The organism is Oceanispirochaeta sp. M1 (assembly GCF_003346715.1).
Classification (GTDB): domain Bacteria; phylum Spirochaetota; class Spirochaetia; order DSM-2461; family DSM-2461; genus Oceanispirochaeta.
On sequence record NZ_QQPQ01000016.1, the window covers coordinates 67,404 to 83,115 of the forward strand.

The 15,712-nt window shown below is 38.5% G+C and carries 12 protein-coding genes and 1 pseudogene; 7 read left to right on the forward strand and 6 right to left on the reverse strand.

All coding sequences use genetic code 11. The features are described from left to right. Window positions 1-158 precede the first annotated feature (158 nt). The gene (locus DV872_RS12995; RefSeq protein WP_114630376.1) at window positions 159-341 is read left to right on the forward strand and encodes a hypothetical protein; all 183 of its coding nucleotides are present in this window, start codon (window positions 159-161) and stop codon (window positions 339-341) included. A 918-nt stretch (window positions 342-1,259) separates the two neighbouring features. Here the strand turns inward: DV872_RS12995 and DV872_RS13010 are convergent. The 6 genes and pseudogenes from DV872_RS13010 to DV872_RS13035 all read right to left on the reverse strand — a co-directional run bounded on the left by DV872_RS13010 (window position 1,260) and on the right by DV872_RS13035 (window position 8,089). Beyond that, entirely contained in the window at window positions 1,260-2,213 is a 954-nt protein-coding gene (locus DV872_RS13010; protein ID WP_114630379.1) for a substrate-binding domain-containing protein, read from the reverse strand. A gap of 56 nt (window positions 2,214-2,269) precedes the next feature. After that, complete coding sequence (locus DV872_RS13015; RefSeq protein WP_114630380.1) at window positions 2,270-3,292, reverse strand: ABC transporter permease; 1,023 nt, start codon at window positions 3,290-3,292, stop codon at window positions 2,270-2,272. Continuing rightward, window positions 3,289-4,815, reverse strand: a complete 1,527-nt coding sequence (locus DV872_RS13020; protein WP_114630381.1) for a sugar ABC transporter ATP-binding protein — start codon at window positions 4,813-4,815, stop codon at window positions 3,289-3,291. Before DV872_RS13020 ends, DV872_RS13015 begins: the two co-directional genes overlap by 4 nt. Before the next feature lie 140 nt (window positions 4,816-4,955). After that, window positions 4,956-6,227, reverse strand: a complete 1,272-nt coding sequence (locus DV872_RS26965) for an ATP-binding protein (protein ID WP_370446657.1) — start codon at window positions 6,225-6,227, stop codon at window positions 4,956-4,958. A gap of 39 nt (window positions 6,228-6,266) precedes the next feature. Beyond that, window positions 6,267-6,764 (reverse strand): annotated as a pseudogene (locus DV872_RS26970) (ATP-binding cassette domain-containing protein); the annotation flags it as partial. After that, entirely contained in the window at window positions 6,761-8,089 is a 1,329-nt protein-coding gene (locus DV872_RS13035) for a sigma-54 dependent transcriptional regulator (RefSeq protein ID WP_114630384.1), read from the reverse strand. The pseudogene DV872_RS26970 and the gene DV872_RS13035, both read right to left, overlap by 4 nt. A gap of 439 nt (window positions 8,090-8,528) precedes the next feature. Here DV872_RS13035 and DV872_RS13045 point away from each other — a divergent pair, with 439 nt between their 5' ends. The 6 genes from DV872_RS13045 to DV872_RS13070 all read left to right on the forward strand — a co-directional run bounded on the left by DV872_RS13045 (window position 8,529) and on the right by DV872_RS13070 (window position 15,670). Further along, window positions 8,529-10,076 carry a sensor histidine kinase gene (locus tag DV872_RS13045; protein WP_114630386.1) on the forward strand — a complete coding sequence of 516 codons (1,548 nt, stop codon included), beginning with the start codon at window positions 8,529-8,531 and terminating at the stop codon, window positions 10,074-10,076. After that, the gene (locus DV872_RS13050; protein WP_114630387.1) at window positions 10,073-11,488 is read left to right on the forward strand and encodes a response regulator; all 1,416 of its coding nucleotides are present in this window, start codon (window positions 10,073-10,075) and stop codon (window positions 11,486-11,488) included. The genes DV872_RS13045 and DV872_RS13050 overlap by 4 nt, the downstream gene beginning before the upstream one ends. A gap of 92 nt (window positions 11,489-11,580) precedes the next feature. Beyond that, window positions 11,581-12,846: an ABC transporter substrate-binding protein gene (locus DV872_RS13055; protein ID WP_114630388.1), complete on the forward strand. Its 1,266-nt coding sequence runs from the start codon at window positions 11,581-11,583 to the stop codon at window positions 12,844-12,846. Window positions 12,847-12,898: 52 nt separating this feature from the next. After that, on the forward strand, window positions 12,899-13,759 hold the full coding sequence (locus DV872_RS13060) for a carbohydrate ABC transporter permease (protein ID WP_114630389.1): 861 nt from the start codon (window positions 12,899-12,901) through the stop codon (window positions 13,757-13,759). After that, a complete protein-coding gene (locus DV872_RS13065) occupies window positions 13,759-14,583 on the forward strand; it encodes a carbohydrate ABC transporter permease (RefSeq protein WP_114630390.1) in 825 nt (274 codons plus the stop codon). The genes DV872_RS13060 and DV872_RS13065 overlap by 1 nt, the downstream gene beginning before the upstream one ends. 13 nt (window positions 14,584-14,596) lie before the next feature. Further along, window positions 14,597-15,670, forward strand: coding sequence for a glycoside hydrolase family 172 protein (locus tag DV872_RS13070; RefSeq protein WP_199563472.1), 1,074 nt, complete (start codon window positions 14,597-14,599; stop codon window positions 15,668-15,670). Window positions 15,671-15,712 lie beyond the last annotated feature (42 nt).

The following is a 15,712-nucleotide window of genomic DNA, read 5'->3' on the forward strand; positions in this document are numbered from 1 at the left end:
CGTTCACATATTGCTATATAGAGCCGTATTTCAGCACTTATGTAGTAATTTTTCTATATAAACTACTAAGCTCATATAATAAAGGCATCTATATTAGCGTTAGAATTTACTGATTTTATAAATGGTTTATTACCTGAAATATGAGTTCGGAGGAGTAAATGATCCCAAAAACTTTAGATACCAGTATAAAAATCAATTATATGAGAAGAAAAAACCATAAAACAGCAGTATCAGACGGAAAGCACGGATCATTTTCTTGTAGTCCTATGGCTTTTTCAATTTTCAGGCACTATTCAGAAAGTAATTATGGTGTAGCCCACCTAATATCTGGACCTTTTTGATATTTCCAAAGCCGGGGATCTGTTTTCCACTAGGACTTGCGTTTATTCCCTGTTGTGGCCTCAGATGATTGTAGTAGTCTAGATTTTCCAAATCTGATTCTCTGAGAACAATAGAAAATGATCCATTGCTTCCCATCTGATACTTCCGATAACTCTCTCTGTAAAAGCATTCATATTGGGAGCTGATGAATAATTATTAACCCCTTGATGTCATACATTCATATTCAATAGATGTAAATTGAGAAGAATTATCGTAAATTAGAGTTTTCTTATCTGAAAAGTCCTCTGAAAATAGTTCAATTCTTTGTTTTACAAATTATCTACTTGGCTTTTCAGTCAAATCATAATGGATTAACCTCCGGGTTTTCAGTTCTTGTATAATAAGAAGATAAAATTTTTTACCGAATAGAGTGCCAATTGTCATGAAATCGATTCCAAGTTTCTTTAGCTCATCTGCTATTCTATGACAGCCCCAAAGCTGATTCTCAATATTCATTTCCAGGATTATGTTTTTGATTTTTTTGATACGGGTTTCCAGGTGTTTTATGTTTATATGTCCAAGAATACTTGATGAACAGTCGTTGCCAATCGAGAAGTGTTGAAGGATTAATAATAGTCAGGTAGTTGATTGCTCTTTTGGAGAGTTTAGAAATCAAGGAGAATAAGGGTCTATCTCTGCGTTTCAAAGTTGCTTGTGCATTTTGCAGATTTATCTGACGTTTATATATTTCATTTTCCTTTTTGAGAAACATCAGGGTGAATATTAAATTTTTCCAGTTAGATAATATCGTTTTGATGATAGAACATATTTAAGTATCGGCTGTGTTGAAATGGAATTATTTTTTCATTAGTAGAAAAAGCCTTAGCACTAGGTAAAAATCAGTCCCCTCCATTCCTGAAGGAGACCTTTTTTAATTATTAAAGTTCAACTCCACCTGCATCAACATTATCCGTTGTGAACAATCTTGAACCGAGTGTGATATTTTTTTCTACTGTTTCTCCGGCAAGGATTTTAAGAGCCTGCTGAATAGCCACATTACCACCCGTAGGGTACTGAAATGTTGCATTGAGAATTCCGTCTTTAACATAAGCAACGCCTTCATGGGGAAGAGCATCGATTCCGATAAACTGGATATCCCCTTCTCTTCCTGCTGCTTTTGCTGCAAGGTAGGCACCGTGAGTTGCCGGGTCGTTATGTCCGTAAACAAGATCGATATCATCAAATCTGGAGAGAGCTGACTCCATCTCTTTTCTAGCATTTGGCTCAAGCCATTTAACATCGGCTTCAAAAATTACTTCAACATCAGAACCTTTAAGAGCCTCTCTGAAACCATTGTGTCGATCCTGTCCGGGAGGAGAAGTCTGAAGACCCATAAGTTCTACAACTTTTGCACCTTTTCCACCGAATGTCTCTACAACCCACTCTCCGGCAGCTTTACCGATAATTACGTTGTCGGCACCGATGAACTGTGTATAGTCATCACCGATTACTGCTCTATCGAGAACGATTACAGGAATACCCGCTGCCATAGCAGCTGATACAGGGTCAGTTAAAGGCTGTGCTTCTTTCGGACTGATGATCAGTAGATCAACTTCAGCACTTACAAATTCCTCAACATGAGCTCTCTGTTTGAGAGTGTCATTCTGAGCATCTTTGTAGATCACTTTAATATTATCATACTTGTCTGCTTCTGATTTCACATCGGCATTCATCTGAACACGCCATGGCTCTCCAAGGTTACACTGGCTCATACCGATGGTGAACACCTTATCAGCTGTTGTACTTTCTTCTGCCTGACCATTGGCGAAAAGTACCGAAGAGAACATTATGCTGATTAGCATAAACACGATAACGATTCTTGATTTTCTCATTTCTTACTCCTAGATATTTTTTTTGGGATAAATCCCTTTTGAGAACAAATTATTCTTTAATTCCTGTTTTTCCGCTGTGTTAATACCGCAAGGACAATAATGACTCCGGTAATCAGCAAACGTCCTGATTCGGGAACTGCATTAATACTGAGAATCTTTTCCAGATAACCGATAGTGAGAACCCCGAGAAGTGTTAACCCCATCCCCCCGCGGCCTCCGGCCAGACTTGTTCCCCCGATGACAACCATTGCAATGGCTGTAAGCTCATATCCACCGCCTGCTTCAGGGTCTCCCTGAGTTTCCTGGGCAGCCTGGGCGATTCCGGCTATGGCACACATAATTCCCGATACAGTATAGGCAAGGAATTTGGTCCATTTGACAGGGACACCTGAAAGCCTGGCGGCTTCTTCGTTTCCACCAATGGAAAACAACTCTCTTCCCCATTTATGCCTTGCAAGGAGCAGCCAAGTGACAAGGAGACAAAACAAAAATATGATTGAAACAACGGCAAGATTCCCCCCCATGATTCTCGAATCAATTACCTTAAATATTCCTGGAAGTTTTTTGATGACCACTTCCCCGTCTGAATTGGTCAGATAGGTTGATATTTTTTGCCCTCCGGTAATGTATTTGGCAACACCCCGTCCAAAGGTCATCATGGCAAGTGTCGCAATAAAAGGCTGAAGTTTGGCCACTGCAATAAGAGCCCCCGAGATAGCTCCCAACCCGGCTCCTACGACAATACAGGCCAAAATGGAGATCCAGGAAGGCCAATCAAGATGTATTGTGAGTATGGAAAATAATACGGCCGATACAGCGAGTATACTTCCTACAGAAAGATCGATCCCACCAGTTATAATAACTACAGTCATGCCTACGGCCAGAATACCGAATACCGATGCCTGACGCAGAGCGTCTCTGTGCATCCCCAATTTAAAGAATGCTCCGTCGGCATTAAAAATCAGTCCCAGCAGTATAACCAGTACAAAGGCAATAGTTGCTCTACCTGCGGAGCTGGATAAAAACTGGACAAATCCTCCTTTTTTTATCAGAGGTAATGTCTGTAAACTATCTGTCATATTCTTATTGTCTCCTTTCCCATTGCAGCTGCAAGAATCTTCTCTGCATCGGCTTCCTCTCTTGTAAATTCAGCGGTTATCGAACCTCTGTGCATAACTAGCACACGATCACTCATGGCCAGCAGTTCAGGCATTTCCGAAGTAATCAACACTATTGAGATCCCCTGTTTGGTCCACTCATTCATAAGCTGATAGATTTCGTGTTTTGCTCCGATATCAATCCCTCTGGTCGGCTCATCGAGCAGGAGGACTTCAGGTGAGATCTGCATCCATTTCGCAATAGCCGCTTTTTGCTGATTTCCCCCTGAAAGCATACCGACCTCCATTTCGTAGGACGAAGCATGAATCTGCAGAGCTTCACCCTGTTTCTCAGCGGCAGATATTTCTCCGAAAATATTTCTCCAGCCCCACTTGGATAATTCCACAAGTCCCGACATGCAGATATTGGCGATAATCGACATAGGTAGTACGAGTCCCGTTGCTTTCCGATCATTTGTCAAAAGAGCAATTTTCCTTTTGATGGCGTCAGAAGGTTTGTTAATGCTGATCTCATTACCATTGAGGAAAATGTGATCAGCTGTTTTTTTGTTGTAACCACCAAAGAGTCCCATTAGAAGCTCACTGGCACCGCAACCTTGTAAACCAGCAATACCCAGGATTTCACCCGAATTGACTGTTAGATTTATACCTTTGACAAGTGTTTTCTCATTATCAGAAACCGATAAATTTTCTATACGAAGTTTCTCTTTTCCCCGGTTCATTTCATATCTTGGAAACAAGTTGGTCATTTCACGACCGACCATCCAGTTGATCAATTTAGGAGTAGTGAGTTTTTCCGCCGGAGAAGTACCAACAAATTTACCGTCTCTGAGAACAGTAATCCTGTTGGCCAACCTCTCGATCTCCTCCATCCTGTGGCTGATATAGACAATTCCACAACCCTGCTCTTTTAATTTCTCAATGAGTGAAAAGAGGATTTCCACATCTTTAGAATTGAGAGAACTGCTTGGTTCATCCATAATAATAACTTTTGCATTGATACTGATGGCTTTTGCTATTTCAATCAGCTGCTGCATAGAAATTGAAAGGTCCTCGACAAAGGCATCAGCAGATACATCGAGCCCAACATCATTTAAAACGGACAGTGCTTTTCTATTTTGTTCTCTATCGCGGATAAAACCCAAACTGGTCACAGGCCGTCCTAGAAACAGATTATCTCTGACACTCATAGAGGGGATAAGAGACAGCTCCTGATGAATTACGGAGATCCCCATATGATTGGCTTCAAGGGGCGTTGCCGGAGCAATGACCTTACCATCCATAGAGATGGTCCCTTCATAACTGGTATACACTCCGGACAGAATCTTCATTAACGTACTTTTCCCGGCACCATTTTCACCGGCAAGAATATGTACTTCTCCGGGAAATATCTCAAAATCTATATTTTCTAAAACACGTACTTTTCCAAATTTTTTCCCGATTCCCTTCATAGCAATGACAGGGATGGATAAATCTGAGTTCAAAGAATACCTCCTGAAAAGTTGTATAGTTCTACTAATAGCAATCCCTATGCCAAGTCATAAAACTCAATAGAAATAACTTAGAGATGTTTTTACCCTATTTTTGATGTGAAATTTCGAAAGTATAAGGGAAAGTGGGAAGGCTAATTCCCGACAATGGGAAGCCTGATTCCCATTGTGGTTCCCTCATCACTCTGACAAGTGATTACACCATTATGGGATTCGATAATGTGCTGACAGATTGAGAGACCAAGCCCTGTATTCTTCTTGCCGGCTTTTGTACTGAAAAAAGGATTAAAAATCTTACTCAGAATATGAGGTGGAATTCCAGAACCATCATCTCTGATTGAAATTTCAACCCACTCATTTTCATTCTGCTCAATAAAGATCCCTATATGTCCCCCCTCCAGGACGGCTTCTATCCCATTAATCAGAAGATTTATTAAAACCTGCTTCAGGCGATTTTCATCTCCCGAAACATAGATATTCTGTTCGCCTTTTTCCCATTTAAGATGAATGTTTTTACTGATGATTTTATGCTGAATTAGCAAAACCACATCATCTACAAGTTCAGTTATGTCGAGTTGTTTTGGAGGTAACGATTGTATCTTGGTAAAGGAGAGAAGTCCCCCAATAATGTCGGAGATCATTGAGAGCTGATTTTTAATCCTATCCAGTTTATCGGAAGAATAAGAATCCATATAATTTGGTTTTAGAAGGTCAATATAGTTGTGGATGACACTTAAGGGCGTATTAATCTCATGAGCTACCCCAGCGGCTAATTCTGCGACAGATGCGATTTTTTCAGATCTCAGCAGGTAATCGTTGAAATGACGCTCCTGTGAGACATCTTCCAGAAGCAATATAGATCCGATACAATCCAGGGAATTGTCATGCAGGGGGAAAACTTTGATGGTAACAATTCTGTTTTCACTCCATTGCAGATCCTCCCAGACCCCTTCGGTCATCAGTTCGATTGCTTTCGATATTTCAGCTCCATGATCTTTCAGTATATTGCCCAGCACTGTTCCGAGGATCTTTCCGGTAAGCTCTTCCTCTCCAGGACTGAAAAGTTTCAGAGCGGATAAGTTGACCTGAGTTATCTGTTTATCCTTATCGAGAATCATGACTCCTATAGGAATATTTTTAATTATATTTTCATTGTATTTTTTGAGAAGATACAGTTCCATATTATCTTTTTCCAACTCTTCCCGACTCAGAACAAAGGAGTAGGTGAGTTTCATCAGTTTAATCTTATCGAGATCTTTAACTTCCTCGGTCCCTATTCTACGACCGTCCTGAAGAATGGTAACGCGGTCGGCAAATCGGAAAATTTCATCCATGTTGTGGGAGATATAGATAATGCTTTTTCCTTTATTTTTAAATTCAAATAGGAGTTTGTAGATTTTTTCCATCTCTGTCGGAGTGAGTCGACTTGAAATCTCATCAAAAATCAGGATTTCCGGGTTCAGCGATAGAGCTTTAGCTATTTCAACCATCTGCTGTTCCTGCCTTGTCAAAGAGGAAAGAGGTATTTCCATATTTATTTCCATATTGAGCGATTCAAGGAGAGAAGCAGCTCTTCTTTTCATCTCCTTTGACTTTAAGAAACCGAGAGATGAAACAATTCTCTGCCCTGTGAAGATATTTTCAACGGCATTTATTGAAGGTATGATATTCAAATCCTGATAAATAATCCCTATACCATTCTGCATGGCTGATCTCGGTTAAAAGGATTCAACCTCTTGACCTTTATAGAGAAAGTGACCACTCTCCTTGATTACCGCACCACTGAGAAGCTTTACCAAAGTCGATTTACCGGCCCGATGCTCCCCTACGAGACCGTGTATTTCACCACTGTTGAGATCAAAATCAATTCCATTGAGTGCCTTGAAAGATTCATAAGTCACATGGACATTCTTTAATGAGATCAATGGTTCAAGATGGTTCATTTTAATCCAAGCTTTTTCATTCTGTTGTAGAGAGTTCTTCTATTTATATTGAGGGCATCCGCAGCTTTCTGCTTCACTCCATGACTTTCCTGAAGAGCTTTAAATATAGCTTCCCGATTATGATTGTCCAGGATTGATTCAATATCTTCCTCTATAGCGAAATTAGTGTATTCAAGATACTGAGAAGGAAGTTCTTCTTCACTAATACTTTCTCCATCACAAAAGATAACTGCTCTCTCTACACAGTTTCGCAGTTCTCTGATATTTCCAGGCCAGTTGTGTTTTCCAAGCACATTCTCCGCTTCTCGAGAAAATCCGGATATATTTTTGTTATATAGAGTATTGAAGAGTTCCAGAAAATGATCCAGCAGAATTGGAACATCGCCCTCTCGAGACCTCAGAGGTGGAAGCTCTATTGCAATTACTGACAACCGGTAGTAGAGATCCTCTCTGAAACACCCCTTAGAAATCAATTCTCTCAGGTTTTTATTCGTAGCAGCAATAACACGGATGTCCACATGAATGGTTTCTGTCCCCCCGACCCTTTCAAATTCCTTTTCCTGGAGAACTCTTAATATTTTAGCCTGTGTTTTCAGACTCATATCTCCAATTTCATCGAGAAAAATCGAGCCGCCATCGGAGAGCTCGAACTTACCTTTTTTCCGTTCTATAGCATTGGTAAAAGCCCCTTTCTCATGACCCAGCAATTCACTTTCAAGAAGAGTTTCCGGTATGGCTGCACAATTAATTTTTATCAAAGGCATATTGCTGCGAGCACTCTTCTGATGTATTAAATCTGCAATCATCTCTTTACCCGTTCCACTTTCACCGGTAATCAGGATAGGTGCCAGTGTAGGAGATGCTTTAATGGCAGTATTTAAAGTCTTCTTCATCATCTCATTATGAGTGATGATCTCTTCTCCTGTTTTATTTGCGATACTATTCTTCTTTGACCGAATCTTATAGAGATGACTCACTTCACTCTTTAGTTGAAGAAGGGGAAGAGGTTTTACATAGAAATTTAAAGCTCCATATTTCATTGCCATTATCGCATTTTCTATAGTGGGATATCCCGTAATCATAATGACATCAATAGCTGGATTATTTTTTTTAATACTTTTTAGCAGATCAATCCCACCGATTTCGGGCATTCTGATATCTGAAATAATCAGATCCGGATCAGCTTCTCTTATCAGAATTTCCACTTCCGAGGGGACTATGGTAAATCGGCAACTGTATCCTTCTTTTGATAATATCTCACTGAGGGACAGGCACATTTCTTCATCATCATCAATTATTAGAATTGAATATTTTTTATTTCCCATATTTAATCTCTCTATTTATACTATTTGCGTGTACGTTAACACATATTATATCAAGATTCTTATTCTGCCAAATTTTAATTTCTTTTCTCATTGACATTGCGATTATTTAGCCTCTCATGAAATCACCATTTTCAGGTTATACTAATAATGCTATGTTACAATTTATATTGAGATTGACCTTGAGGAGTAAATTATCCTTGTAAAACACTATTCAAAAATCAAAAACTCCTTTCTTACAAGAATAATACTGAGCCTCTCCTTAATCTCTGTTGTTGGATTAGCGCTGGGAATCAATCTGGCAACAAGGTCTGTATTTAATGAACTGATAACAGTAGAAAAAAAATATGAGTCTTTTATAACAAGGAAATATACGGAAGAAATTAATGAGGTTCTGGTACAGATTAACAAGATCTTTCTAAATATTTATTTAGAAGATTTTATGGGATTTACTCTGGAAAAGCTGAGTAGTGATTACTTCCAATCGATTTCCCAGGAACAACGAGACAGCCTGATTACAGATAAATTATTTCTCATCAATAGAATGTACCCCTATATATCTGAGATAATTATGGTCGATTATTCTCAAACTAAAAGCTATTCCATGACACTTCTAAATGGTAGAGATATAAAGCTGGATTATGATTTTTTCAGCAGCATGCTCCTTAAAGATCTCCAATCAATGGAGAATCGCAAAATTATCCTTCCCCCACACTTCCCTGAATATATTTTCTCTCGAACAGAAAAAGTATCTTATCCTGTGATTACCATTGGTTTGAATATATTTGACAACAGATACTACACCCCAGAGAAACCAACAGGCTCCATGCTGATTAATTTCAACCCGGAAATATTCCTATCAAAAGCGATAGATATTGATCAGGATTTCCCAGGCAGGTTTCTTATCATGGATAAAAAAACAAATGTAATACTCTTTGATACAGAGACCATTTTGCAGGGAGAGACCTTTAATGAGGATTTTTTTACACAGCCATTGTATCAGTTAAGAAAAATCAATCTATCATGGAATGATCTTATTCTAGTTCAAATTTCAGATGATAATAAAATTCAGGATTTATATAAAAAGAATAGGATTCTGATTTTGCTCATAATGACTCTAATAAGTTCAGTACTGCTTCTCACTGTATTTTATCTTTCTCATCTCATGAGAAGACGGCTTAAACCACTGCTTCATTCCATGGAAAATATCAAACATGGAGATTTTAATTCACAGATCAAAATATCCCATATTGATGAGTTTTCGCTTATCGAAGAAGCTTTCAATAAGATGTGTACAACTCTGGATGATTATATAAACAGGGTATATAAGGCAGAATTACTGACTCAGACTTCTCAGCTGAAACTTCTTAAGCAGCAGTTTAATCCCCACTTCATGTACAACACCTTACAATCTATACAGATGAAAGCCCTGATTAATAAGGATCAGGAAACCTCAGAGATGGTACAGATTCTTGGTGATATTTTCCGTTGGTCCTTAAAAGAAAAGGCAGAGGTTAGTCTGGGAGAGGAATTACATTTTCTTTCAAGGTATATAGACCTGCAATCTTTCAGATTTAAATACAAACTATCTCTGGACATAGATATTCCCATACAGCTGCAGTCTACTCCTGTTCTAAAAATGATTTTCCAACCACTTTTGGAAAATGCCATATATCATGGTCTGGGTAATCTGGAAAAAAAAGGAAAATTCAGACTCTCTGTTTCTGATCAGAAGAATATTCTGATGTTCAAAATAGAAGATAATGGAGATGGTATCGACAAGGAGAAATTAGATCTAATTCTTCACTCATTGCAAGAAAAAAAAGAGGCCGATGAAAGTCATATAGGATTGATGAATCTACACAACAGAGTAACCAAATATTATGGAAATTCTGAGATAGGAATCACATCTATTATCAGCTCTCATAAAGGAACCACAATATTTCTAAGCATTCCTAAAAGAGATGCCCGGAAGGATATAAAACAATGAATAGAGTTATAATTGTGGATGATGATCCTCTGGTCTGCCAGGGACTCTCTGTGATAATACCCTGGAAAGAATATGGATTTGAAATCAGCCATACCTTTAAGGATGGCTTTTCGGCGCTTGATTATCTGAAAGAAAATCCGGTTGAACTGGTTATCACTGATATAAAAATGCCGGGAATGAATGGTGTAGAACTGATTGAAAAAATCCGCAGGGAATCAATACCAAGTCAGATTCTGATTTTAAGCGGATATGATGATTACGAATATTTGAAAAAAGCAATAACACTAAACGTTGTCAGCTATCTTATGAAACCTGTCAATGTTCAGGAATTGAAAGCCAATATAGAGACAGTTAATACAAGAATTAAAAATGATATTTCAAATCAGATATTCATTGAAGGTATGGAAGCTCTTAAGAACACCCTGTTTCAAAGGATACTCGGGCATCAGATAACTGAGAATGAATTACGAAACAAATTGGATTTTCTTCAGATACAAAACCTCATGAACTGGGAGTCATATTTTATCGGACTTCTCGCTTCTGACGAAATTATAAAAAACAGAATAGAAAAAATAGAACAGAACCCTCTTCTATATCACTTCTTTGATATAGAGCAAAAACTGGTTCTAGTTGCAGAAACAAAAGAATCATTGGTGAATCTGATTCCAGAAAACAGGGCCAATAATGAATTATTATTTATCGGCGAACCCGTAAAACAGATATTCAGCCTTGTTGAATCTTATCAGAGTGCCTGGGAAGCTCTGATAAAAGAAAAAAAACCAGATATTGATAAAGAAATTGAAGATTACATCATGCAAATGGATATCGCTGGTTTAAGAGAGTATCTATGCGCTCTAATTTCTAAAGAAAAAAACCTTCAGTATTCAAAAGAAAGTATATTTTCTGCCATTCTGATAATTCAGAATGAAATGCATAAAAGCCAGGCCGGGGATCTTTTTTCTTTGGAGGATCTAGGGATTTCCTACCATTTCTTCTCTATAGCGACTTCTCAGACATTGCTGCTGGATAAAGTCAATTCCCTTTGTGATCAGATTGAACTGCTCTGGATCAGCAACAATAAATTGACAGGTAATAACATCATAGATTCTATAATTCGCTATGTCCATTTACATCTTGATGAAGGAATCAGTCTCTCAATAATTTCGGATTCCATGAATATGAATCCCTCCTACCTTGGCACCCTCTTTTTCCAGACAACAGGCAGTAAATTTACCAGCTATGTAAAAGAAATGCGTATAGAAAAGGCTTGTAAACTGCTTACTGACACTACCTATAAAATATCGGAAATTGCTCCTCTTTGCGGTTTCAATGATATCCATTACTTCCTGAAAGTATTCTCATCATTGAAATCATGTTCACCAAAAGAATACCAAAATTTGAATAAAACCTAGAATTTTTCACAACAAAACTTGATTTTATACAAATTGTGGAGTTCAGGAAGCGGGAAGATACTGATATCAACAATTCTAAATAGGAGATCATTGTGAAAAAGAAGATTCTATCATTTCTCTGCTTATTTCTTATCCTTGCTACGGGTGTATTTGCCTCAGGTCAGACTGAGACAGATACAGTTGATGAAAAAGCAAAAATTACTTTCTCAGTAAACCTGACCCCCATACTGCCCATGGAATTCTGGTCCATTGCTGCAGACCGATATATGGCCGAAAACCCTGATGTTGAAATTGAGTTATTGGGACAACCCTCTTCCAATGTTCAGCACAGAGATTTTGTAAAGACATTACTGTCAACGGGCCAATTCCCCGATATTACGGTAATGGCCAGTCCTGGTGATTTTGTCAGTGCCGAAGCATTGTTACCTCTCCCCATATGGGAATTGGACTATCTGGAAAATCCAGGGTCTGGAAAGATTAAAGGTGAGAACTATGTAGCTGTCTATAAGACTCAGGTAGGAGGTATCTGGTACAACAGAACTGTATTTAATGAATTAGGACTATCAGAACCCCAAAGTTATCAGGAACTGATTGATATATGTGAGACTATCAGCAGCACTGAGTATATCCCTATAACCATGGGCCTGAAAGATGGATGGCCTCAATTGGTACTGGCATCCATGATCCTATCAGCTGATGTACTGACAGAAGATTCAGACTGGGGATTGAAGAGAAATAATAATGAAGTTTCTTTCTCAGATGCAAATGTAGTCACTGCGATGGAAAAGTATAAAACACTGACAACTCAATATGCCAATACTGATATGTCCAGTATCTCCTACTCTCAGATGCTCGAGTATTTTTTTACAGGAAAGGCTCTGATGCTCCCAATGGGTTCATGGGTTCAGGGAGAAGAAGCAAAATTAAATCCTGATTTCGAAGTCGGGTTCTTCCCGATTCCTTCTGATAGTAATGCAGATTCTATCTCCGTATGGGCCAATGAAGGCCTATCTATCAGTGCAGAAACTGAACATCCTGAAATATGCCTGGATTTCATAGAGTTTTTCATGACAGATAAGGAATGGTACAGCCAGTTTCTTGAAACTGAAATGCTCTTTCCCACAACCAAAGAGGCTGTTGAATATCCCATGTCTGACCTAAGGCTGGAAGTAGGAGAAAAATATTCGGCTCTTAATAAAGTTGAACACTGGTATGACATGACAGGAGATGCGGCCCTGCTACCCGGACTGCAGTCTTTCTTCAATAAGATGACTTCCCGCATTGCCATGGGTGCCGATGTCAAAGAAGAACTCAAACTATATGACCAGGAATGGGAATTAGCAAACGCTCAAAAATAAAACTTTATCTCCGGCCAGAGGGCCGGAGATTTAATATATATAGGATTATTTCATGAATAAGAAGTCAAACTGGTATGACATTGCATTTGTAACACCGGGATTACTGGTATATATGATATTTCTGGTCATACCTCTTTTACTATCATTTTATTATAGCTTTACAAACTGGAACGGATTATCACCTCATGTAAAAATAACCGGTGTGAAAAACTACATCCTGATTTCGAAGGATCCCATGTTCCTGGATTCTCTTTGGGTAACTTTAAAAATAACAGTCATAACGGCCCTGGGAGTTAACACGGTTGGATTACTGACCGCTGGAGTATTGAATAAACCCGGGGGGGTTCTGAAAATGGGAAGAACCATTGTTTTTATCCCCGCCATACTAAGTGCTGTGGTGGCCTCCTTTATCTGGTCCTACATGACTCAGACAAACGGAGGGATTATCAATATAATTCTGAAAATTATCCACCTCCCCTCTATAGATTTTTATCAATCAAAAGAGAGTATGGTATTTATGGTATCGGGAGTCATTTCATGGGCAGCACTGGGATTTTATACAACAATTTATATTGCCAATATGAAAACCATACCCCTGGATATTTATGAGGCGGCCGAAATTGATGGGGCAAGCCCCTTAAGACAGTTTTTTTCAATGACAATCCCCATGCTGAGACCGGCAATTATTATTAATTCAATAACAGCCATCATCTGGGGACTGAAACAATATGATTTTGTGAAGGTCATGATCCCCGGATATATTCAAACGGTTACAATTTATGCCATTGAAAGAGCCTTTGAATATAATATGTTTGGATATTCATCTGCAGTTATTATTGTTCTCTTAATTTTAACACTCCTTATATCTCTTTTTCAAATGAAAATAATGAACAGAAAGGAGATCAGTTACTAATGAAATTTTCAATAAAAAAGACACTGTTCAAATCGGTTATTGCATTTCTTCTGATCCTCTACATACTCCCTCTATATATCGCTGTATCCAATGCGTTTAAGAATTATGAATCAATCATAAAAAAACCATTATCTCTACCATTTCCGCCAATACTTGATAACTTTCAAAGAGCCTTTAAGGAAGTCGAAATTTTTACTCTTTATGGAAACAGCATCATCATAACCGTATTATCTTTATTTGCCATCATGCTTCTAGCCTCAACGATGTCCTATGTCTTTGCCAGAAGCCCGAAGAAACAGTATAAGATTCTATATATCATTGTATTAACCGGGATGATGATTCCCGTTCAAAATATTCTGATTCCCAGTATCAAGACTTTACAGTTTTTAAAACTTATAGGTACTTTACCAGGGCTAATATTATTCTACTGCGGTACTTATGTTTCAATGGCAGTATTCCTTTATACAGAATTTATGAGGACTATCCCGGTCAGCCTTGAAGAATCTGCTGAAATAGATGGAGCCTCTCCCTTTCGAATCTACTTTCAGATTATTTTTCCATTACTACGAAGCTGTACCGCCTCAGTGGTTATCTTTCTGGGAATGTGGATCTGGAATGATTTCCTACCCCCTATGTATATTTTAGGTGCTGCAAGAGGTAGGACAATCACAACTGGAATTTATGGAGCCATTGGTACCTATACTACAGATTGGAGTCTAGTATTTGCCTGCGTTATTTTAGCCTCCGCTCCCATTGTCATTCTGTACTTACTTTTGCAAAAACAATTTCAATCAGGTATTACAGCAGGTTCTGTAAAACAATAATTAAGGAAATAATATGAATACACTTTATACAAAACCTATTGGGGAGAGCAGATCAATTACCCCGGAAAATTTTACTGGTGCTCCGGGAATGGGAGGAATGGCTGAAGTTGGAACAGGACTAAATCCTGCCGGAAAGCTTGGAAAAGGTTGGAAAATATCCCCCTCCATAGTTATACCTTCAGGGGAGACATTCACATTGGCTGATATTCAAAGCAGTGGTATTATTCGTCATATATGGATTACAACCCTCGAAGAAGAACTAAGATCCTACATTATCCGTTTCTATTGGGATGACAATGAAACACCATCAGTTGAATGTCCTCTGGGTGATTTTTTTGCCTCTGGATTAAGGACAATCGGGCAAATTGATTCTCTACCTGTCTGCGTTAATCCTAAAAGAGCCTTTAACTGCTATTGGTTAATGCCTTTTAAAAAAAGCTGCAGAATTGAGATTGAAAACAGGAGTGATGAAGATCTCATTACCTATTACCAAATAGACTATACAGAAGAGCCGGTTCCTGAAGACTCACTCTACTTTCATGCCAATTTCAACAGGATAAATCCACTCCCATCCAAAGAAGTTTACTGGATAGCGGATAAGATAGAAGGTGTTGGGCGTTATGTCGGAACCTATATGACCTGGGGAGTCAACAACAGTGGTTGGTGGGGAGAAGGAGAGATGAAAGCATATATTGATGATGATAAGGAATACCCTACAATCTGCGGAACCGGAACAGAAGATTATTTCTGTGGTTCCTATAATTTTGAGAAATTTGACCGTCATGAATACCAGGAGTTTTCAACTGCATATAGTGGTATGCCTGTGATTGAATATCCTGATGGAGTCTACTCATCCCAAATGAGATTCAGTATGTATCGCTGGCATATTAGTGATCCAATATTATTCAAATCCTCACTGAAGATATCAATTCAAGCTCTGGGATGGACGAACTGGCATAAAGATCAGTCAAAAAGAGAATATCTACCCCTTCAGGATGACCTATCCTCTGTCGCTTTCTGGTACCAGAATCTTACAGATAAACCTCTACGACCACTGCCGGCAGATGAATTATTACAGATCAATTAAATAATGAGTTTCAGTAAGTTATCAGAAAATTTTTCCGGCTTC

What these genes read in the sequence shown, in the direction of transcription:
- DV872_RS13070 (WP_199563472.1), top strand. Translation starts at nt 14,597, where the DNA reads ATGAATACACTTTATACAAAACCTATTGGGGAGAGCAGATCAATTACC.
- DV872_RS13065 (WP_114630390.1), top strand. Translation starts at nt 13,759, where the DNA reads ATGAAATTTTCAATAAAAAAGACACTGTTCAAATCGGTTATTGCATTT.
- DV872_RS13035 (WP_114630384.1), bottom strand. Translation starts at nt 8,089, where the DNA reads ATGGGAAATAAAAAATATTCAATTCTAATAATTGATGATGATGAAGAA.
- DV872_RS13045 (WP_114630386.1), top strand. Translation starts at nt 8,529, where the DNA reads ATGGGATTTACTCTGGAAAAGCTGAGTAGTGATTACTTCCAATCGATT.
- DV872_RS26965 (WP_370446657.1), bottom strand. Translation starts at nt 6,227, where the DNA reads ATGGAAAAAATCTACAAACTCCTATTTGAATTTAAAAATAAAGGAAAA.
- DV872_RS13060 (WP_114630389.1), top strand. Translation starts at nt 12,899, where the DNA reads ATGAATAAGAAGTCAAACTGGTATGACATTGCATTTGTAACACCGGGA.
- DV872_RS13015 (WP_114630380.1), bottom strand. Translation starts at nt 3,292, where the DNA reads ATGACAGATAGTTTACAGACATTACCTCTGATAAAAAAAGGAGGATTT.
- DV872_RS12995 (WP_114630376.1), top strand. Translation starts at nt 159, where the DNA reads ATGATCCCAAAAACTTTAGATACCAGTATAAAAATCAATTATATGAGA.
- DV872_RS13050 (WP_114630387.1), top strand. Translation starts at nt 10,073, where the DNA reads ATGAATAGAGTTATAATTGTGGATGATGATCCTCTGGTCTGCCAGGGA.
- DV872_RS13010 (WP_114630379.1), bottom strand. Translation starts at nt 2,213, where the DNA reads ATGAGAAAATCAAGAATCGTTATCGTGTTTATGCTAATCAGCATAATG.